The organism is Flavobacterium fructosi, assembly GCF_042787335.1.
GTDB classification, from domain to species: Bacteria; Bacteroidota; Bacteroidia; order Flavobacteriales; family Flavobacteriaceae; genus Flavobacterium; species Flavobacterium fructosi.
The window spans coordinates 343035-363625 of sequence record NZ_JBHZQA010000002.1; the positions used below are offsets into that span (position 1 = coordinate 343035).

Here is a 20591-nt window from a genome sequence, read left to right on the forward strand (position 1 = left end):
AAGCCTTTCGTAACAGAAAGGCTTTTTTTGTTTCAATATTTTGATCTGTAATTAGAAGAATTCTGATTTATATTGCCAGACAATTACCAGAAACAATCCTAAGTACATCACGCATACTAAAAACGTCACAAAACTCGAAGCTAGAAAGCCCAATAATGATCCTGTGGCAGCCTTTAAAGCGCGCTTGTGGTTTTTAGAGTCGTAAAGCAGTTCTCCCAGAAAGGCACCAAGAAAAGGCCCGATGATAAATCCGAAAGGGATAGGGGCTAAAATTCCTACTATCAATCCTATGTTAGTTCCCCAAATTCCATAAGAACTTCCGCCAAATTTTTTGGTTCCTTTAGCCGGAATCACATAATCCAAAACGGATATAATTATAGTGATCAGTAAAGTAATTCCAAGAATCCAATAATTAGTCGGAACAGCGTTTGTGAAGTAAAGGAAAAGTACGCCGATCCAACTGATACTTATACCCGGTAAAACAGGGAGAAAACTCCCTAAAATGCCTACAATCATACAAATAAAACCAAGAGCCAAAAATAATATGTCCATAAACTTATTTTTAGTATTTTTGAAAAATAAAGAAGCAACAATTCCTTTGTAAATGAATAGGAGAAAAATAATTTTAATATGTTCCCTTTTACTCTATTTCACTATTTCTTTCGGGACTTTAATTGCCCAAGAAAAAAAGACGGGTAGTAACGATGACCTTTTAAAAGACTCACTTTATGTTGTCAATAAAGTAAAAGTATTGAATTATTCTCTGAAACAGTTCGATCAACTTTTTTTTGAATTTTTCCGTAAGAAATCAGACTCGCAATTGGTGTTAACCAAATCAGAATTCTATAGTTATACGATTCGAATTGCTATTTTCTCAGATCGATTAGCTGCCCTGTATCCGGAGCAAAAGCAAACCGCCGCTGAAAATAAAAAGAAGTGGTTCGCTGAATCGTATCAAGATTATTTATTGTCTAAGGCATCCGTAAAAAAATAATTGTATTTTTATAAAATATTAGTCTCAATCAAAAACAAAACCTTGAAGCAATTATACTTTTTATTAGTATTTGTATTCTTTAACTCCTGTCAATACTTAGACAAGCAAGTGCCTTCAGAAAAGGAATTGCTCCAAAAGGAATTAAAAAATATTAATTGGAAAGAAGTCGATGAGTTTCCATCAGTGGTTGATTGTGAAAAAATAGAAAATAAAACACAGCGTCAACAATGTTTTTTTGAGGTGCTAACCCAACTTATTCAAGAAAAATTATGCGCGGATACGCTAGCAGTTCTGTATCCGGAATTAGATACAATTGAAGTAAAAGTAACTGTTTTTCCTAATTCTACTATTAAATTCGAACCTCAGTTCCCTAAGGATTCCGTGGCTTATGACAAAGTGAAAATAGATAGTATACTTCAAGCTCGTTTAGTCGATTTTCCAAAAGTAAATCCAGCCATTAAACGTGGAATTCCAGTAAAAACGCAGTTTATACTTCCAGTTATTCTAAAAGTAGAGTAAGCAATGCCATTTACATTTTCACATCCGGCCATTATTTTACCATTTTTAAAAAATAAAAAATTGTCAGCGACTGCTTTGATGGTTGGTTCTATGTCTCCCGACTTTGAATATTTTTTTCGAATGAAAATGCAAAGCGAAATCAGTCATACTCTTTCAGGGATATTTCTAATTGATTTTCCTTTGGGTTTTATAGTTATGTTTGCTTTTCATGAAATAATAAAACGTCCTCTCATAGATAATTCACCCCTTTTTTTTCAAAGTAGGTTGCAGGAATTAAAAGAGTTTAATTGGGTAAAGTATTTTAATAGTGCTGTTTTTACCGTTCTGATTTCTTTTTTTTTAGGGGCCGTTTCCCATATTTTATGGGATTCAATGACGCATTGGGATGGTTATATGGTACAACGGTTTTCTTTTTTTAATATAGAAGTATTTTCAATTCCGTTATATAAAGTTGCACAGCATGCAAGTTCAATAATTGGCTTGTCGTGGATTTTATTTTATATTTATAAACTACCGAAAAAAAATGGAAATAGCAAAATAATGGATTTTAACTATTGGCGTCTGTCCTTCCTTTTTGCACTAGTTTTTATTGCTGTTAGATTTTATTTTGGAACACAATTGAATCAAATTGGGAATACTGTAGTAAGTATTATTTCTCCAATGGTACTTGCAATTTCTTTAACAGGATTGATTTTTAGAAATAAAAAAATTATTTAGTAAATTTTCTTCCTTTCCATTCGTATTTACCAAATAAGGAATACAAAGCGACAGAAGTGCTGAAAAAAGGGTACAATAAACTGCTCGGAATTAAATAACTCATTTTAGCTTTGGTCAAAAAACGTTGAGATTTGTAAATCAAAACAGTATCAACAACAAATTTCAATACGAATAACAAAAAGATATTCAGAAATGATAATAAGCCCAAAAGCAAAAGTATAAAAGCAAGGACTAAGCTTAAATTTTCAGCAAATACCACTACTGCCAATCCTTTCCCGAACGTACTTTTATACGAACTTGTTTTCGATGCCCAGCGCACTCTTTGATAGAAAAGCGATTTCCAATCGTTCATTGGTTTCGTGATGACAATGTTATTTTTAGATTTCAAATAATGTACTTTTTCGGGAAATTGTTCAGTTGCTTTTTGCAACAGGAAAACATCGTCACCACTTGCAATTCCATCATTTCCATCAAAGCCATTCAGTTCTTGAAAAAGAGATTTGGTGTAAGCAAAGTTGGCACCATTACACATAAAATCTTTTTTTATTCCAAAACTACCAATTGTAGCACCCTGTAAACTAGCTAATTCCAATTGCTGAAAATGATGAAGAAACAAATTGTTACAATCATAAGTAACTGCTCCGGCAATCATAGCAATATCGTGTAGTTGAATGTAATTATCCAATGTCAATAACCAGTTTTTATTGACCACGCAATCAGCATCAGTGGTGATAATCCAATTAGTATTTACTATTTGCATTGCGCTTAAAATCGCATCTTTCTTGGGTGAATTTGAAACCCGAATATTCTTAATAACCGAAACCTTAAACTTTAAATTTTCAACTTTCAACTTTTCTTCAGAAAAATCATCTACCAAAATCACTTCAAACAATTCTAACGGGTAATTCATCTTGGATAAACTGTCTAATAAAAAGGGCAGGTTTTCTGCCTCATTCCGAAAAGGAACGATAATCGAGAACTTTGTTTTTGGTGTTAAGCCATTGTAATCTATAGTATTTACTTTGGTAAAACCATAAATAAGAAATACAATCGCCAGGCAATACAGGATTAAGACGACAGACAAAACAAAAATCATATTCGATTTTTAGTTTTAAAATTCAACACATAATAACTGCCAATCACTACTGGCACAACAACATTCAAAAACCACATAATCGTTGTAACAAAAATTACAATCCATTCGTTTACGCCAAGTGTCCCAAAAAAATAAACGGCAACACTTCCTTTTACAGCAAAATCCAAAAACTGAAAAGTGGGCAAGAAGGAAGCCAGAAAATAAACGCTTGTAATCGTGGCAAGGGCTGTTAAATATAGCAAGTCAACATCAAAAGCCAGAAACAAAAAGTAGTATTGGTGCGAAAAAACAAGAAAACGACAAATCGCTAAAAAGATATTTTTTTGATGAATGAATTTTGGAATTTCGTTAGTCTTATGAATTAATTTTTCGATTGAGAAGCCCTTAATCGTTAACTTTTTTAAAGAAAACAAGATTCCAAACACCAGAAAACAAATTCCAAACAGAATCATAACAGTTTTTGTGGTAATCACATTGTATTGTGCATTGAAATACAATAATCCGATAATCCCAAAAATAACGGTCAAAATCATTTGAATTCCGTTGCAAATGAGGTTTAAAAAAATGACTTTTTTAGTTTCACTTTTTTCGAAAAACAATGCTTTTCCGGCATATTCGCCTACGCCATTTGGTGTAAATAGTCCGGCAGTTAGCGCGCCAAGAACTTGTTTGGTTGCTTCTCCCAACGATATTTTATGGATAAATAGAACTAAATTCTGCCATTTCAAGATTTCAAAGAACCGATTCAAAACACTGAGAAATAAAATGAAGGCGATTCCGCTAACTGACTGGTTTTTCTGGAACAGAATGATGAATTTTTGCCAATCAAGTTTGTCGTTATTTGCTAATTGATCGTAAATAAAATAAAAGGCGCCACCTACAATCAAAAGTTTGATTAGAAGTACAAGGAATTGCTTAGTTTTGTGTGGAATTGAAATCATTGGTGCAAAGTAACAAAACTTTAAACTTTTAGACTTTAAACTTTAAACTAAATCATTGGCAAACGAACGCATCATATTAGGAATTGACCCCGGAACGACGATTATGGGTTTCGGATTGATAAAAATTGTCAATAAAAAAATGGAGTTTTTACAATTGAATGAATTGCAATTGTCCAAATATGACAATCATTATCAAAAACTGAAAATCATTTTTGAACGAACCATTGAGTTAATTGATACACATAATCCCGATGAAATCGCAATTGAAGCGCCTTTCTTTGGTAAAAATGTACAGTCAATGTTGAAGTTAGGACGCGCGCAAGGCGTGGCCATGGCAGCGGGACTTTCGAGAGATATTCCTATTACGGAATACGAACCCAAGAAAATAAAAATGGCAATTACCGGAAACGGAAACGCCAGTAAAGAACAAGTCGCTAAAATGCTCCAACAATTATTAGGGCTGAAAGAACTACCCAAAAATCTTGATTCCACCGACGGTTTGGCCGCAGCGGTTTGTCATTTTTTCAATTCAGGAAAAGTGGTTGGGGAAAAAAGTTATAACGGTTGGGACGCTTTTGTAAAACAGAATGAAGAACGAATAAAAAAGTAAACAGTTCTTTGTCTCAGTTTTCAGCGTTTCACTGGATACTGAGACTCGAAACTGCAACTAAAAATTATATGAGCGGAATCTACATCCATATCCCTTTTTGCAAGCAGGCGTGTCATTACTGCGACTTCCATTTTTCGACTTCGATGAAGAAGAAAGAGGAGATGGTTTTGGCTATTGCCAAAGAAATTAAAGTGCGCAAAAGTGAATTTAAAAATGATCCGAGCAAAAGCGAACAGGGGAAGCAAATGGTGGAAACCATTTATTTCGGTGGTGGTACGCCAAGTGTATTGACATCAGAAGAGATTAATTTTCTGATTGCTGCAGTTTATAGCAATTATTCTGTAATTGATAATCCTGAAATCACGCTTGAAGCGAATCCTGATGATTTGTCTGAAGAGCGAATCATCGAATTATCTAAAAGTAAAATCAATAGGTTAAGCATAGGTATTCAGTCTTTCTTTGAAGACGATTTACAATTGATGAACCGCGCCCATAATTCGGCCGAAGCCCAGAAATGCTTGGAAGTTGCTACTCAATATTTCGATAATATTTCCCTTGATTTGATTTATGGAATTCCGGGAATGAGCAACGAGAAGTGGAAACAAAATATAGAAACTGCTTTGAGTTTTGGGATTCCACATATTTCCAGTTATGCTTTGACCGTAGAGCCGAAAACAGCATTGAACAAGCTTATTCAAACAGGAAAAATTGCTGCGCCTAAAGATGAAGTTGCCCAAGAACATTTTGCTATTTTGGTGGAAACACTTGAAGCCAATGATTTTATCCATTATGAATTATCTAATTTTGGGAAGGAAAATTATTTTTCCAAGAATAATTCGGCGTATTGGTTAGGAAAAAAATATATGGGAATTGGCCCTTCGGCCCACAGTTATGATGGTGTCTCGAGGAGTTGGAATATTTCTAACAATTCGCTGTATTTAAAATCTATACAAGAAGATAAATTGCCTAATGAAACTGAAATTCTTTCTACAGCCGATCGATACAATGAATATATTATGACGGGCTTGCGGACGATTTGGGGCGTTTCTTTAGATCGAGTAAAAACGGAATTTGGGTTTGTTTATTTGGATTATTTGAATAAACAAGTTCAGAAGTTCTTGAACGATGAACTAGTTTTAGTCAAAGACAATGTTTTGAAAACCACCAAGAAAGGAAAGTTTTTGACGGATGGAATTGCAAGTGATTTGTTTATCCTGAACTAGTTTTAGGATCTGTTGATTTTTAATTGATTTTTATGGAAAAAGGATTTACTTATATTTTGACTAATAAAAATGTTACGGTTTTATAAGTAGGAGCAACCAAAAATCTAAAAAATAGAGTTGATTGTCATAGAAATGGGATAGGCGCAGTTTTTACAAAAAAATATAATGCTACTATTTTAATTTATTTTGAAGTATTTGATGATTTAAGCGATGCTTTTAAAAGGGAAATACAACTTGAAAATTGGCATAAAGACTGGAAATGGAATATTGCAAAACTTTCAAATCCTGAATTAAAAGATTTATATTTGAACTTACAAAGTATCTCATGATGAGATGCTGAAATAAATTCAGCATAAATGCTAGCAGTTATCGATAATAAATATCAAGTAGACCTGTCAAAACCCATTGATATTTCGATTTCATTAACGAATACCGATGAAAATCCAATTGCTTGGTATATTGAGAAGCCGGTAATTGAACCCGTTATTTTTGGGGATTGGATAGGAAAAGTTTCTGAAGGGAAATCGTCTACGAATTTTAATAATATTTTTTTTAATCCCCATGGACATGGAACGCATACAGAATGTGTGGGGCATATTACAAGGGATTTTTACAGTATTAATCAATCTTTGAAACAGTTTTTCTTTTTGGCTGAATTGGTTTCGATAGAGCCAGAAATTAGGGGTGAAGATTTAGTGATTACTAAAAGTCAGATTGAAAAAGCATTGAGCACTTCGACTTCGCTCAGCGTGACTTCCGAAGCAATAATTATTAGGACGTTACCGAATTTAGAATCAAAAAAACATTTAAAATATTCGAATACAAATCCGCCATATCTGGATGAAACTGCTGCGCGTTTCATTCGCGAAAGCGGTATACAACATTTACTGATTGATTTACCAAGTGTCGATAAAGAATATGACGCCGGAAGATTATTAGCGCACAAAGCGTTTTGGAATGTAACAAATGTCAATGATTTGAATGCAGATGCGAGATTGGACTGCACGATTACGGAAATGGTTTTTGTTGCTAGTGAAGTAAAGGACGGCAGTTATTTACTGAATTTGCAAATCGCATCTTTTGAAAATGATGCAAGTCCGAGTAAGCCGGTGTTATATAAAATACTATGAAAAACACATTAAAACTAGAAGAATTAGGATTATTTATGCTAGGAATTTATCTTTTCAATCTATTGGATTATGCTAGGTGGTGGTTTCTGGTTTTAATTTTAGTTCCGGATTTATCCATGATTGGGTATGTTTTTGGAAATAAAACAGAAGCTTTCTGTTACAATTTGTTTCATCATCGAGGAATTGCCATTGCATTGTATTTTAGTGGGATTTATTCTTCAAATTCATCAATTCAACTTTCAGGAGTAATTATATTTTCCCACTCTTCAATGGATCGAATGTTTGGTTATGGTTTGAAGTATGAAACGGGGTTTAATTATTCTCATTTGGACGAAATAGGAAAAAAATAAAACAATGAACCTTGAAATGTATTACGAATATTGTGGTTCCAAAAAAGGAGTAATTGAGCATTTTCCTTTTGATGAAGATACAATGGTGTTTAAAGTTGGCGGAAAAATGTTTGCGTTGTCGTCTTTGATGCATTGGGAAAAAGAGGAGCCATCCGTCAATCTAAAATGTGATCCGGACCTTGCTCAGGAATTACGGGCAAGATATGATGACATCAAACCCGGGTTTCACATGAGTAAAATTCATTGGAATACAATTGCGATTAATAAATCTGTTCCGGATTTACTAATTAAAGAATTAATTGATCATTCCTACGACTTAGTGCACAAGAGTTTAACTAAGAAGATACAGCTGGAGCTTTGATTATGGTTTCGATTCATCTAAACTTTATTGTTATTCGGCTATATTAAAATTATTTTTGTCGAAAAACAGCGTTATTTTATTTAAAATCTATCTATTTTTATACATTACAATCCTTATAGCGAAAAATGAGTAAATCACTAAACATTTTATTAATTGAAGATGATGCAATTGAGGTTATGAAATTCAATCGAGTTTTGAGTACCTTGGATGTTAAACATAAAATTGTGGAAGCAAACAATGGAGAAGAGGCATTGGCTATTCTGGAGGTTAAAGAAGTTATCCCTGATATCATAATCTTAGACTTGAATATGCCGAAAATTAATGGGATTGAATTTTTAACAATATTAAAAGCAGACGAATATTTAAAGTATATACCGGCGATAATTTTGACAACATCAAACAATAGAAAAGATGTATTGGAATGTTACAGAATAGGAATTGCAGGCTATTTATTGAAACCGCTTAAATATGATGATTATATTGACAGAATAAAACGTCTGTTAGAATACTGGAGTTGTAATGAGTTAATATCTCAATAAGATCTACGCGATTGTAAATAAATCTATTGAAGAATTAGTAACGCCCAATTTTGGTGCGGATAAATGGGAAGCAATTGAAATTCGTAGTGGAATGATGTAGATTTTTTTATAAGTAGTGAGCCCTATGATAAAGCTATCGTTTTTAAGTTAGCTCAAGTAGTTTCTGAAGAAAGACCTTGAGTGCCTTTTTAATTGCCTTTGGAGAATGTTGGTTCTTAAAGAAAACAAGGGATAAATAAAGAAGATTAATAAAAGCGAAAGGCGATTATTTAAAAGAATTTTCAATCAAATCACGTCTTTTTCAAAATCGAGTAATGGTGATTTATCCAAAGCTGACTCCTCCAGAATTCAAAATTAGTGATGTTACTGAAAATAGCATTAATAGCATTATTTTTCAAAAACAAAGGGACTTCACGACTTCGTAAGAGGGCTTATTCGTGGATTGGGAGTAATGTACAATACTCCTGTCAAAATTAATTTAATTCAAACTCGCGACGAAGGTTGTTAAGATGAAATTTTTAATGTAATTTGGTAAAAAAAAGCATGGAAAAGTTAGGATTTAATTTTGATGAAGATAGCTTCAATAAGTTATTTCCTTTTTATATTCTAATTGATTCTAAATTAAAAATAAGAGGGCTTGGTAAAAGTTTAGCCAAGACTTTACCGTCAATTACTATAAATGACAATTTTAATTCAACTTTTGAAGTTAAAAGACCTTTTGTTGAAAATCCAACTTTTGAAGACTTAATAGGAATTTTTGATCAACTTGTCGTTTTAGGAACCTCTATTAAAGATATTGATTTACGAGGTCAATTTCAACTCCATGATGATTCTATTTTATTTGTAGGTTCCCCCTGGTTTGTCTCAATAAATCAAGTTAGTGAAAGAAAACTGACGTTCCATGATTTCGCTTTCCATGATCCCTTGCTAGACCTGCTTCAGGTTTTAAAAACGCAAGAAATTACTACCCAAGAATTAAAAGAATCATTGATTAAAATTAATAATCAAAAAAAAGATTTAAAAAATGATCAGGACGAGTTAAACAAGCTTTCACTTGTTGCAAGTGCTAACGAGAATGGAGTTGTTTTTACTAAACCTAATGGTGTGATTTTTTGGTGTAATGATGCTTATTTAAAATTGACAGGTTTTTCTAAAGAAGAAGTTATAGGAAGAACTCCTGTTGAGATTGGAAAATGCGAGTACACAAATAGAGAGGACTTAAAGAGAATGACTGGCCCATTTATTAAAGGCGAAAAATTTGATGTAGAATTAGTTCATGGTCGAAAAGATGGCAGCTATTTTTGGACTAAAACAAAAGGGCAACCTGTCTTAGATTCAGCAGGAAACGTTAGTCAGTATTTTGCGATGATAGAGGATATAACCGAAAAAAAGCATGCGGATTTTAAATTACTAGAGTCTGAAAACAGGCTTTCATTTCTTATTGTCAATTTGCAAACTGGTATTATTTTAGAAGACGAAAACAGAAAGCTTTTACTTGCCAATAAAAAATTCTGCAGCATGTTTGATTTTCTAGAAGATCCGAATACTTTAGTCGGTATGGATTGTTCTAATTCTGTTCAGGATTCAAAACGCTTTTTCAAAAATCCCGATTTATATGTAGAAAGATTGAATAGTATATTCAAAATTAATGAACCAGTTTATAATGAAGAATTAGAGCTTGTTGACGGAAGGTTTCTGGAGAGAAGTTATATTCCAGTTTTTAGAGACGGTATTTATAAAGGTAATCTAAGGTCCTACGTTGATATTACGATAAAAAGAAAACACGAAGAAATACTACGAAACGAAAAAGAGAAATACAGCAATATTATTGCTAATATGAATTTAGGCTTAATTGAGGTTGATGAAAACGATAGGATCACTTTAGTAAATCATAGTTTCTGTGAAATTAGCGGTTATACTTCAGGAGAGCTAATTGGGAAAAAGGCATCAACTACATTTCTATCTGAAGAAAATAAAGTGCTTATTGAAACTAAAAATGAATTGCGTACTCGAGGGGTGACAGATTCGTATGAGGTACAGGTGAAAAACAAAAAAGGAGAAAAAAGGCATTGGTTAATAAGCGGCGCGCCAAATTATAATGTTAATGGAAAAATTATTGGTTCAATAGGTATACATCTAGACATAACTGAACAAAAAGAACAGGAAGAAAGACTCTATTTACTCTCTCTAATTGCTGAAAAAAATATAAATTCAGTTGTAATTTCTGACATACGGGGCAGGATTGAGTGGGTTAATTCCAGTTTTGAAAAAATTTCGGGTTACACTAAAAAAGAGTTAGTTGGAGTTAATCCACAGTGCCTATTGCAAGGAGTAGAAACAGATCCTGAAACCACTGATTATTTAAAAAATCAAATTAGTAAAGGGCAACCCTTTAATTGTGAAATTTTAAATTATTCTAAAACGGGAGAAAAATATTGGGTCAAAATCCAAGGACAAGCTTTATATAATAAAAAGGGTGAAATAGTCCGGTTTTTTGCTATAGAAGAAAATATTTCTGACAAAAAATTATTAGAAAATCAAAGGGAAGAATTACTAGAGAGTTTAGCAAAAACTAACAAAGAGCTGGAAGATTATGCACAAATAGTTTCTCATGATTTAAAATCGCCTTTGCGAAGTATTCATTCTTTGATTTCATGGATAAAAGAGGATAGTGATAGAGAATTTAGTGATCAAACCTTAAAATATTTTTCTATGATTGAACATAAAGTGGAAAAAATGGATCATTTAATTGAAGGCATTTTGACTTATTCAAAAATTGATAAAGAGGATATGGTCAAAGAAAATGTAAACACACATCAAATTATACAAGGTATAGTTGATATTATTCACATTCCAAAACATATCACTATTACTCTAAAAAATAAGCTGCCGATTATTAAAGCAGATCGTTATAGAATTCAACAGTTGTTTCAAAATATAATAGGGAACGCTGTTAATTATATTGAAAGGGAAGCAGGTTTAGTGGAAATAGCTTCGGAAGAATTTGATGATCATTGTGTTTTTTCAATCAAAGATAATGGTGTTGGAATTGCAAAAAAACATCAAAAAAAAATATTTAATACTTTTCAATCCTATACAAAAAGTCAGCATTCAACTGGACTAGGGCTTTCAATTGTTAAGAAAGTCGTCGACTCTTATAAAGGTGAAATTTGGATTGAAAGTGAATTAGGTGAAGGTTCTACCTTTTTTGTAAAACTTAATAAGTAAATTATGAAAATCATTTAGGTTTTGAAATTAAAAAATGATGATGGAATAATTGATCTAAATATTTTGATTGATGAGATTTTAAGGACTATTCATATTTGTGAACATGTCGAAATTACTGTAAATAATCAATTGCCCAAAGTATTTGGAAATGACTTTAGATATAAACAGCTATTTCAAAACTTGATACAAAATGCCATCAAATACAATGATAAAGAAAAAATCACTGTCGAAATTGGAAATTCAGAAAGTGATACTGAAATCAGTTTTTATATAAAAGACAACGGAATCGGCATTCCGCAATAGTGCCAGACTAAAATTTTTGATATTTTTTCTAAATTAGAAAATTATGATGCGTCCTAAGGAATAGGGCTTTCTATTGTATAAAAAATTATTAACTACTATAATGGTGAAATTTGGCTGGAAAGTCAAGAAAATATTGAAACAACTTTTTATTTTACAATACTAAAAAACAATGGAACAGCCTAATTTAACATACATCGACGAACTTTCGGAAGACAATATTGAATTTAAAAGTAAATTAATTGGTATTCTTAAAAATGAACTTCCAAATGAAATAAAAGGTTACAGAGAAGAAATGGAAAATAGCAATTTTTCCAAGGCTACACAATCGGTTCATAAACTAAAGCATAAAATATCTATACTTGGTTTAGAAAAAAGTTATTATATTGCTGAAGAATATGAAGGTAATCTAAAAAATAACTCAACAAGTTTGAACGCTGATTTTGAAAATATTTTAAATATCATGCAAGAGTTTGTAAACCGTTTGTAACACCACTTGCAGTATGAATTGCATTATTATTGATGACGAAGAGATGGCAAGAGCAATTATGTCCCAGATGATCACTCGCTATCCTGAACTTAAATTAGTTCAAGAATTCCCCAATGCTATTCAGGCTATAAAATTCTTGAACCACAATGCAGTTGATTTAATTTTCTTAGACATCCATATGCCTGATTTTACGGGTTTTGATTTCATTCAAAGTTTAAAAAATCCTGCAAAAGTAATTTTGGTTACTTCAGATAAAAATTTTGCTATTGACGCGTTTGAATATGAGTGCATTGTCGATTATCTGGTCAAACCAATTACAGAAGATCGTTTGAATAAAGCAATTCAAAAAGCTAATGCCTATATATTCACAGCTAAACCAATAGAAATAAAACTAAATGTAGAGGACAACGCAAATGAGTTTTACATCAATATAGACCGTAAATTGATAAAAATCGAAATACCATCGATAAATATAGTAGAAGCGAAAGGGGATTATATCCATATAAAAACAGAAAGCAAAAATTATATTGTTCACTCTACCCTAAAAAAAATTGAAGATAAATTACCTAAGGATTTATTTTTAAAAGTGCATCGTTCCTTTTTAATTAATACCAATAAAATTATTGATATTGAGGATAATAGTGTGTTAATAGCCAAAGATGTGATTCCTGTTAGTCGCGCTAATAGACCAGAATTAATGAAAAGATTAAATTTGTTATAATCAGTTCGTCGTTACAAATTCGTATTTCGGCGATAGAAAGTACGAAATAAGCTGGTAAATAAATTTAACTTGGATTTAATTCATTAATTTCGAAGAATAATTTAAATGCAAAATATATGATGAACTCTACACAGTGTAAAAATAAAAATTTATTTTTAAGCTTTATTGGTTTTATTTCTTTTTTATTCATTTTTGGATTTGAAAGTAAAGTAAATGCTCAAACCAAACCTAATTTTGGTACAGCTGCTAAATTTGTCCTTTTTTCTGGAATTGGAGCGATCTCAAATACGGGTACTTCTACCTTAAAAGGGAAAGTTGGCGCAAATATTGGTGCGATCTCCGGTTTTGGAGCACCTACAACTGTAGATGGGACAATAGAGAATGTCAATATAGTAACCGCACAAGCTGCTTCAGATTTAAATGCAGCCTGCGTTCAACTTCAAAATACAGGTGCAACAGTAACGAATCACAGCACGACTTACGGAAATGGCGAAACTCTTTTGCCCGGTGTTTATTCTGCTGGAGCAGCGGCATCTATTATTGGGTCTCTCACATTAGATGCTCGGGGAAATCCAAACGCTTTGTTTATTTTTAAAATAGTAGGAGCGCTTTCAGCTGCTGCCAATACAGCTATTATTTTGACTAATGGTGCAGTAGCTGCAAATGTTATTTGGATTGCAAACGGTGCAGTTGCTATGGCTGCAGGAAGTACAATGAATGGTACCTTCATAGGATATGATGGAGCTGTTTCTATGGGGGCCGGCTGTACGTTAAACGGAAGCTTATATTCAAATGTTGGAGCCGTTTCCATTTATGAAACAAATGCGACAATCTCTCCAGATAACGCTTCTTATAATTTTTTAGGCAACTACACTGCAGATGGTACACCACAGTATTTTGCTACAAGCGATATTGTCACCACAGAATCACTTAATTTAATTAAAAATTCATTGCCAGAAAATTATCCTGTTCCAACTTATAATCCTCAATACCTTTCTTCAGAATATGATACCGATTTACGGTTAAAAACAAATGCGGATGTATGGGTAACATTTGTTTCCGAAGATACAGCATATAAAAATGTTTTAGGATTTTACACCTACAATATTAATAATCCCCCAACAGTAGCTCCAAGCGCGACTGACATTACAATTGTTTTTCCTAATGTTTCAGCTGAGGGAAGCGGTGGTAGTTTATTGACTGGAAACAAAGTCAAAATTGGAAATTTTGATGCAGGAACAGGAATAGGATGGGTACTTTTAGCTAATGGATGGGATGATACTCATGTGACCGATGGACTATCGAAATTATTTTCTAACCCAAATTTTAATCCGGAGGCCCACTCAAATTTAAGACAACATAATGTACTCTTGAAAGACATAGAAAACCGAAGAATAATTCTAGGATTCGAGGATGTAAGAAGAGATTACTCGTCTTGTGATAATGATTTCAATGACGCTATTTTTTACGTTTCAGCAGCTCCATTTGAAGCTTTTGATACAAATAATGTTGCAGATGTAAGTAGTGCCACTGATGTTTCTTCAGCAAATAATGGAGGTTTAGAGAGCAATGGAGATTTAGCAACACTTATCGCTAAAAGAAACTTTAATAGAATAAAATCGAACAGTTTTGCTGATAAAAAAGAATTGCAAAATAAGTTTTTTGTGGCTGCTAATTTAACAGGTAAAACAACGGGAACAGATTTGTCAAGTTTACTTCCTACTACTGGAATGTATGGAACTGAAACAACTTACGTTTCAAGTCCAACTGATTTACTGGGAATTACTAATGCAAAACAAGTGTATTCAGTAGATTATTATGAAGGGGCAAGCCGTGTTGCGGCAGTATTAGCAACAGAAACTGTTGGAGGTATTTATAGCCATTCAAAAGCGATTTGTGATCGTTTAAATAGTTCTTCTTTAGAAGATATCAGAACGATTAGTTTAAATGGGTATGAAATCATAATGGTAAAATTAAAAAGAGCCAATGGATTAATTGAATATGCCTTGAATTTTTCTATGCAACAATTACCTACAGAAAATAAATTACATAGTTACTGGAACTTAACTCAGTATCCAGCGGGGGATTATCTTAATTTTCAAATTTGGGGTTCTTCTATGGGACAAGTGAGTAGTATTGCAAATAATATTTTAGCAAAATTTACTGCAAAAGGAACTGTTAGTGCTGATGTCGTTAGCAACAGAATTCCAACCGTTTTTGTAAAAAAGGGATTTTACAAAAATGGGCAATTGCATCTTTCTTTAATTAATAAATCGGGTGCTTCAAATTTAATTTTCGAAGGAAATAAAAAAGCCACTGAATTATCTGCAACTGAGTTTGTATCTCAAAACATAAGCTTGTCTGGTTCTTACGAGCAAGAGGTAGTAACAGATTTAGGCGGTATATTTGATATTGGTTTCTCCGTAATAGGAAATAAATCAGCACAAATTGACGCATTGTATTTAGCTGATGGACCTTGGGGATTGGATTATTCTAAACTAGAAACTACAATTGCATCATTTAAAATTGATAACAAGGTAAATACTGGAATTACAAGCGATCAATATGCTATAGAACGAAATGCTGCTGTTAGCGGAAGTGTTTACGGGACGATGAATTTATTTAGAAATATTCTTCCAGGGGAATTAGTTTTTGATGTAAAGGCATACACTGCAATAGGTTTTAAAATCCAAAATTCATTACCTGTTGAGGTAGTTTTAGTAACAGATCATACAACAGACTGGAATGATCGATTGCGTTTTCAGCTTCCAGCAAATTCAAGTATTTCAGATTTGAATGTTCTTTTTGACAAGTTTACTAATCCAAAAGGTCAAAAATACAACAACGAAAAAATTAAAGGACTTGTTTTCTCTGTCCAAGGAAATTACAAAGCTTTTCAACCTTTTGAGATTAATGTGTCTCAATTAGTGTTTAAAAATGCAAGTTCTTTAAGTACAGCTCATTTTGCAAATGGATTTGGAAAGAATATATATAATTATCCTAATCCATGCCAGCTTTCCACTACACTTGTACTACCTAAAATAACCGAAAGTGCAAGTGTAAAAGTACTGGATCTTTCTGGAAGAATTCTAATTACCAAAGAATATAAAATAATGCCATCTAATAATGAAATACAAGTGGCTTTAGATAATTTAGCTAAAGGGGTTTACCTATTTATTGTTAAAACAAAACAAAATGAAACATTCCAAAGCAAATTTATAATTAACTAAGAATACCGCAACGTAAGAAAAAGCGATCCAATTGGATCGCTTTTTTTTGGTCTATAATTTTTGCTATTACTTTATTATAGAAACAGAAACATTGTTGTTTTACACCGATATTTACCATTTACCGATACCTCTTTTGTAGTTTACGATTTAGCAATTAGTTGGTTTGCTGTGCATTGTAGAAATGTATTCTACTTATCTGCAAATCAAGGTGTATTTATTTGTTTTAGAACAGTGGATTAAGAAATTAAAGTTTCATTATAAAACAGGCACTAAAAAATTGTGAAAGCACTAATTTTCATTAAGATCATAGTCCCTCAAGCTTTTCATAACCTTGGTAGTATGTTTTTTAAATTTAAGTAACTGCATGTCTTAAAAATACTGTAGTGGAAAATTAGTTGCGTATAAATAAATAAAAATCAATTCATTAAGCAAGAACAAGCAATGGAACTCAAGGCGTGCAATAACAATAATCATAACCGTTTTTGAGTTTAGCGTAAAAACAAAGAGGCTGCCTATTGTTAAGCCTCTTTCTGGTTTAAAAATTTTAGTAAGTATGGCTATTTTAGTTCGAAAACAGTGCGGTCAAATAGATTCCATTTTAAGCGAAGTCCCATTTCCGTATAGGTAAATCCAGCAACAGAGACAGATGCAATATTACTGCGTCCACCATAAAGATTGGCTAACAATCGATCAGAGAATTTATAGCCAAAACGAGCTTGAATTCTATAAGTAAGTTGCTTGTCATTTTCTTCTATAAATTGATACCCTACCGCTGCATTTACATTATAGAACCAGCATTTGCTTAGTGCTATTTTTTCATCCTTTAAGAAATCAACAAAGATCTCAAAAGCATTAAATTTCTTTGGACTAAAATAAACTGTTGGCAGCTGATCTTTAAAAGAGATGAACTGATAATTAAAACCGCCTTTCAAAACAGGTTGCGACATGAAATTATAATACAGTGAGGTAAAAAGTAAGTTTCTAGTGTTATTATCTGTTTGAGTGGTGTAGAAATACTGGGTAAACCATCCCAAATTAAAATTACTGCCAATATTGTAGTTCAAATAATAATTGTTTGCGGCAATCTGTTTTTCAATCAAATCAGTATTAAAATTTTGTAAATCACGTTTATATCCTATTTCTAAATCTTGCAATTTAAGTGGTTTTATTTTGAAATAAAGGTTAATCAATGATTGCGTATACTTACCGGCTTTTGAATTGGCAGATGTAATACCCGCTTCCAAATTAAAATTGATTTGAGGATAAAATTTATAACCAATTCCTATCAGCATATCATTTGTATTTGCTGTAACATTAGTTACTTTATTACCGGTTTTTCTAAATTGATATGCTGTGTTTATAGACCATTTTGTCGATAAAGGAAAAATCACATTCGTACGAGAGCTAATTGCGGTGTTATTACCGTTATCAAAGGAATAGCTTAGCTTCTCTTCTAAAGTTGGAGTATAATCTTCCTTGATTTTTTTTAAGAAGTTTTCGGCATCATTTTGATTTTTGAAAATTTCCAAAGTTTTAGCAACGGCATCAATGGAGTTAGTTATCTCGCCAGTGGCATAATAAGCATTTGCAATTCCAAGATTTCCATCAAAAGATTTTGAATCATTTTCTAAAATAGTGGAGTAGTATTGTATGCTTTCTTTAAAATCGCTGCGGTAAGTTGCTAAAGTTGCTGATAGAGCCAGTAACCAATTTTCATTCGCATATTTAGTGTTTAATTCAGTTATTTTTTGTTCAGCTAGTATATATTTTTTATTCCAAATTAAAGCCTGAACATAGCGTTCCTGTGTTTGTTTAATTATATTTTCATCGTTGCTACTTTTCGTTTTTCGGATTGCTTCTTCAGCTAAAGCTAAAGCTTTTTTGTCTTTTCCGTCGATATGTTCAATTAGGGACAGGCCCTTTAATGCAATTATTGGGTCATTTTTCGCAATCAGAGAATACGTTTGTTTTCCTTTAGTAATATTTTTAGTTATTAAAAATAAATTGGCTTTGTTTAAGAGCGTTTCCTTATCATTGGGGAAATCGATTAAAATTTCATTATAAAAGGTTTCTGCGTCGCTATATAATTTTTCACTTACCTTCTGATTGGCATACCCTAATTTTATATATTTTCTAGAAATTAAAGCGCCAAGGTTTGCATGTGAAATTTCTAACGCTCTATTAACATAAAAAAGAGCATCTTTGAACTCTTTTAAATTAGAAAGTGTGTTGGCATAGCCAAGATTAGCAACAAAATTAGTTGGATTTCTTTCAACCAAAATACTGTAAAATGCTTTAGCTTCAGCAAATTTTTTGTTCCAAAGTAAAGATTCAGCATAATTTAGTTCGATTTCTAAATCACCAGGATATTCATTTTTTAAATTTATAAAAAGATTTAAAGCTTTGTCAGGCTGACTGTTTAAACCAATTGCTCTGGCATAACAAAGTCTTGCTGTTTTGTTTTGGGGATAGGATTTTAAAATAGTATCAAAAAATATCTCGGCTTTGCCAAATTCTCCGTTTTCAAGATGGCTAAAACCTTCACTCATATCTTGAGCACTACTACTGAAACTGCAACAAATTAGAACAATAAAAACTAAATTTTTTAAAAATGTCATTCGGTATTATACTTTAATTATTTCAATGCAAGTTAGGATAAAGGGATCACATCTGAACTATAGTAAAATGTTTTTCATCGAACAATTATTTGATTTCAAAGAACAATGTTTTTTTAATTGTGTTCATGACGGGAACTATTAAAATATAGTTTGAGGTTAATTTTATTTCACATTATTTTTTTTGTACTATTGTTACTATTATTCTTAAAATTGCCTCTTTTGAATTTTCCTTCAATTCCTAAAAAATTAAGTTCAGACCATGTCTTTATGTTAACAATGTTAGTTGTTAATGCTGGAAATTATATTTATAACTTATTAGTGGGTAGAATTCTTGGACCAAGTGAATTTTCGGATGCAGCAATTTTAATCACTTTTCTGCTGATACTGTCGTTTTTGGGAATGACTTTTCAAATTGTTGTTGCAAAATATGCGGTTTTGTATGAAAATCAAAAATTGCAACTCTTTGTTGTTACGGTGACAAAGTTTGCAGTTTTTTTTGGTGTTATTTTTGGAGCAATAATACTGTTTTTTAATGAGGAACTTCAGATTCTTTTTCATACCAAAACAGCAGCAATGTTTATTCTTTTTGCAATGGGAATTCCTTTGTATTTTTTGATGAGTGTAAACAGAGGACTGTATCAAGGTGGAAATGATTTGAACAGAATGTCAATTACTTATATAACAGAAATGGTAAGCCGTTTATTTTTAACAGTGGCACTAGTTCTTTTGGTTCCCACTTTGCCCACATCAGTGGCTGTGGCTGCGGGAATATCAATGTCACTTGTTTTTGGTCTTTTTCCCTTTCAGAAAAGCATCGGTATCAGAACAAATATTTCCAAAACAAATGAAATTTTAGATACAAAGAGTATCGTTACTTTTTTTGCACTAACAGCCTTTTATGAATTAACACAGATCATTATAAACAATAGTGATATTATTTTGGTAAAACACTATTTCAATAGTAAAGAGGCGGGTTTATATGCTTCTTTAGCATTAATAGGAAGAGTTGTTTATTTCGTTGCGTGGATGTTTGTAATGTTGCTTCTGCCAAAGGTTATATTATTAAAAAAAGAAGGTAAAGACACGTTGCCCATTCTAATGAAATATGTAGGATACATTGCTGTTTTATCAGTAGGAATTATCCTTTTTACTTTTTTGTTTCCTGCGTTTGTAGTTAAGGTTATGTTTGGAGAAAAGTATATTTCTATTGCTTTTTTATTATGGAAATATGCATTGGCGACTTCTGTTTTTGCAATTGCAAACATCTTTGCGTATTATTTTTTATCCATGAATAAATATATACCAGTTATTATCTCTGCAGTCTTGGGACTCGCGCAAATTGGACTAATAGTTTTATTTCATAATTCTCTTCAACAAGTAGTAGAAATGCAAATTATTGCTATGTTGATACTGCTGTTTTTTCAGCTGTGTTTTTTCTTTAATCATAATAAAAAGAATGCTCGTCTTTACAAATAAACCATTCGTCGAAAAAAATAAAAAAAAATCATATGAATAAAGATATTT

Annotated in this window: 19 protein-coding genes and 1 pseudogene; 16 read left to right on the forward strand and 4 right to left on the reverse strand. The window is 32.1% G+C overall.

Going from position 1 to position 20591, the window contains the following annotated elements:
• Positions 1-51: 51 nt before the first annotated feature.
• Positions 52-552 (reverse strand): DUF456 domain-containing protein, encoded by a 501-nt coding sequence (locus tag ACFX5D_RS04430; RefSeq protein WP_379857040.1) that lies wholly within the window; start codon positions 550-552, stop codon positions 52-54.
• 52 nt (positions 553-604) lie between these two features.
• On the opposite strand from ACFX5D_RS04430, the gene ACFX5D_RS04435 reads away from it, so the two are divergent.
• The 3 genes from ACFX5D_RS04435 to ACFX5D_RS04445 are packed head-to-tail and all read left to right on the forward strand — an operon-like array spanning position 605 to position 2230.
• Positions 605-994, forward strand: coding sequence for a hypothetical protein (locus ACFX5D_RS04435; protein WP_379857041.1), 390 nt, complete (start codon positions 605-607; stop codon positions 992-994).
• A 42-nt stretch (positions 995-1036) separates the two neighbouring features.
• Positions 1037-1513, forward strand: coding sequence for a hypothetical protein (locus ACFX5D_RS04440; RefSeq protein WP_379857042.1), 477 nt, complete (start codon positions 1037-1039; stop codon positions 1511-1513).
• A gap of 3 nt (positions 1514-1516) precedes the next feature.
• A complete protein-coding gene (locus tag ACFX5D_RS04445) occupies positions 1517-2230 on the forward strand; it encodes a DUF4184 family protein (RefSeq protein ID WP_379857043.1) in 714 nt (237 codons plus the stop codon).
• Here ACFX5D_RS04445 and ACFX5D_RS04450 read toward each other — a convergent pair.
• The gene (locus ACFX5D_RS04450; protein WP_379857044.1) at positions 2223-3326 is read right to left on the reverse strand and encodes a glycosyltransferase family 2 protein; all 1104 of its coding nucleotides are present in this window, start codon (positions 3324-3326) and stop codon (positions 2223-2225) included. The genes ACFX5D_RS04445 and ACFX5D_RS04450 overlap by 8 nt on opposite strands.
• Positions 3323-4267, reverse strand: a complete 945-nt coding sequence (locus tag ACFX5D_RS04455; protein ID WP_379857045.1) for a hypothetical protein — start codon at positions 4265-4267, stop codon at positions 3323-3325. The genes ACFX5D_RS04450 and ACFX5D_RS04455 overlap by 4 nt, the downstream gene beginning before the upstream one ends.
• Before the next feature lie 55 nt (positions 4268-4322).
• Between ACFX5D_RS04455 and ruvC the strand changes: the two genes are divergently transcribed.
• The 12 genes and pseudogenes from ruvC to ACFX5D_RS04515 all read left to right on the forward strand — a co-directional run bounded on the left by ruvC (position 4323) and on the right by ACFX5D_RS04515 (position 16449).
• The gene (gene ruvC / locus ACFX5D_RS04460) at positions 4323-4877 is read left to right on the forward strand and encodes a crossover junction endodeoxyribonuclease RuvC (protein WP_379857046.1); all 555 of its coding nucleotides are present in this window, start codon (positions 4323-4325) and stop codon (positions 4875-4877) included.
• Between the two features lie 68 nt (positions 4878-4945).
• Positions 4946-6100 (forward strand): radical SAM family heme chaperone HemW, encoded by a 1155-nt coding sequence (gene hemW / locus ACFX5D_RS04465; RefSeq protein WP_379857047.1) that lies wholly within the window; start codon positions 4946-4948, stop codon positions 6098-6100.
• A gap of 98 nt (positions 6101-6198) precedes the next feature.
• A pseudogene (locus tag ACFX5D_RS04470) lies at positions 6199-6429 on the forward strand (GIY-YIG nuclease family protein); the annotation flags it as partial.
• A 27-nt stretch (positions 6430-6456) separates the two neighbouring features.
• Positions 6457-7230, forward strand: coding sequence for a cyclase family protein (locus ACFX5D_RS04475; protein ID WP_379857048.1), 774 nt, complete (start codon positions 6457-6459; stop codon positions 7228-7230).
• Entirely contained in the window at positions 7227-7580 is a 354-nt protein-coding gene (locus tag ACFX5D_RS04480; protein WP_379857049.1) for a DUF4260 domain-containing protein, read from the forward strand. The genes ACFX5D_RS04475 and ACFX5D_RS04480 overlap by 4 nt, the downstream gene beginning before the upstream one ends.
• Positions 7581-7584: 4 nt before the next feature.
• Positions 7585-7941: an MmcQ/YjbR family DNA-binding protein gene (locus tag ACFX5D_RS04485; RefSeq protein WP_379857050.1), complete on the forward strand. Its 357-nt coding sequence runs from the start codon at positions 7585-7587 to the stop codon at positions 7939-7941.
• Between the two features lie 125 nt (positions 7942-8066).
• The gene (locus ACFX5D_RS04490; protein ID WP_379857051.1) at positions 8067-8480 is read left to right on the forward strand and encodes a response regulator; all 414 of its coding nucleotides are present in this window, start codon (positions 8067-8069) and stop codon (positions 8478-8480) included.
• Positions 8481-9023: 543 nt separating this feature from the next.
• Entirely contained in the window at positions 9024-11708 is a 2685-nt protein-coding gene (locus ACFX5D_RS04495) for a PAS domain S-box protein (protein WP_379857052.1), read from the forward strand.
• A gap of 21 nt (positions 11709-11729) precedes the next feature.
• Positions 11730-12011, forward strand: coding sequence for an ATP-binding protein (locus ACFX5D_RS04500; RefSeq protein ID WP_379857053.1), 282 nt, complete (start codon positions 11730-11732; stop codon positions 12009-12011).
• 169 nt (positions 12012-12180) lie between these two features.
• A complete protein-coding gene (locus ACFX5D_RS04505) occupies positions 12181-12498 on the forward strand; it encodes an Hpt domain-containing protein (RefSeq protein WP_379857054.1) in 318 nt (105 codons plus the stop codon).
• A gap of 13 nt (positions 12499-12511) precedes the next feature.
• Positions 12512-13219 (forward strand): LytR/AlgR family response regulator transcription factor, encoded by a 708-nt coding sequence (locus ACFX5D_RS04510; protein ID WP_379857055.1) that lies wholly within the window; start codon positions 12512-12514, stop codon positions 13217-13219.
• 116 nt (positions 13220-13335) lie between these two features.
• Entirely contained in the window at positions 13336-16449 is a 3114-nt protein-coding gene (locus tag ACFX5D_RS04515; RefSeq protein WP_379857056.1) for an ice-binding family protein, read from the forward strand.
• A gap of 557 nt (positions 16450-17006) precedes the next feature.
• Here ACFX5D_RS04515 and ACFX5D_RS04520 read toward each other — a convergent pair.
• Complete coding sequence (locus ACFX5D_RS04520) at positions 17007-19067, reverse strand: tetratricopeptide repeat protein (protein WP_379857057.1); 2061 nt, start codon at positions 19065-19067, stop codon at positions 17007-17009.
• Positions 19068-19286: 219 nt separating this feature from the next.
• On the opposite strand from ACFX5D_RS04520, the gene ACFX5D_RS04525 reads away from it, so the two are divergent.
• Positions 19287-20543, forward strand: coding sequence for an oligosaccharide flippase family protein (locus ACFX5D_RS04525; RefSeq protein ID WP_379857058.1), 1257 nt, complete (start codon positions 19287-19289; stop codon positions 20541-20543).
• Positions 20544-20591 lie beyond the last annotated feature (48 nt).

What these genes read in the sequence shown, in the direction of transcription:
- hemW (WP_379857047.1), top strand. Translation starts at nt 4,946, where the DNA reads ATGAGCGGAATCTACATCCATATCCCTTTTTGCAAGCAGGCGTGTCAT.
- ACFX5D_RS04430 (WP_379857040.1), bottom strand. Translation starts at nt 552, where the DNA reads ATGGACATATTATTTTTGGCTCTTGGTTTTATTTGTATGATTGTAGGC.
- ACFX5D_RS04485 (WP_379857050.1), top strand. Translation starts at nt 7,585, where the DNA reads ATGAACCTTGAAATGTATTACGAATATTGTGGTTCCAAAAAAGGAGTA.
- ACFX5D_RS04510 (WP_379857055.1), top strand. Translation starts at nt 12,512, where the DNA reads ATGAATTGCATTATTATTGATGACGAAGAGATGGCAAGAGCAATTATG.
- ACFX5D_RS04435 (WP_379857041.1), top strand. Translation starts at nt 605, where the DNA reads ATGAATAGGAGAAAAATAATTTTAATATGTTCCCTTTTACTCTATTTC.
- ACFX5D_RS04480 (WP_379857049.1), top strand. Translation starts at nt 7,227, where the DNA reads ATGAAAAACACATTAAAACTAGAAGAATTAGGATTATTTATGCTAGGA.
- ACFX5D_RS04475 (WP_379857048.1), top strand. Translation starts at nt 6,457, where the DNA reads ATGCTAGCAGTTATCGATAATAAATATCAAGTAGACCTGTCAAAACCC.
- ACFX5D_RS04515 (WP_379857056.1), top strand. Translation starts at nt 13,336, where the DNA reads ATGATGAACTCTACACAGTGTAAAAATAAAAATTTATTTTTAAGCTTT.
- ACFX5D_RS04495 (WP_379857052.1), top strand. Translation starts at nt 9,024, where the DNA reads ATGGAAAAGTTAGGATTTAATTTTGATGAAGATAGCTTCAATAAGTTA.
- ACFX5D_RS04505 (WP_379857054.1), top strand. Translation starts at nt 12,181, where the DNA reads ATGGAACAGCCTAATTTAACATACATCGACGAACTTTCGGAAGACAAT.
- ACFX5D_RS04520 (WP_379857057.1), bottom strand. Translation starts at nt 19,067, where the DNA reads ATGACATTTTTAAAAAATTTAGTTTTTATTGTTCTAATTTGTTGCAGT.
- ACFX5D_RS04445 (WP_379857043.1), top strand. Translation starts at nt 1,517, where the DNA reads ATGCCATTTACATTTTCACATCCGGCCATTATTTTACCATTTTTAAAA.
- ACFX5D_RS04455 (WP_379857045.1), bottom strand. Translation starts at nt 4,267, where the DNA reads ATGATTTCAATTCCACACAAAACTAAGCAATTCCTTGTACTTCTAATC.
- ACFX5D_RS04490 (WP_379857051.1), top strand. Translation starts at nt 8,067, where the DNA reads ATGAGTAAATCACTAAACATTTTATTAATTGAAGATGATGCAATTGAG.
- ACFX5D_RS04450 (WP_379857044.1), bottom strand. Translation starts at nt 3,326, where the DNA reads ATGATTTTTGTTTTGTCTGTCGTCTTAATCCTGTATTGCCTGGCGATT.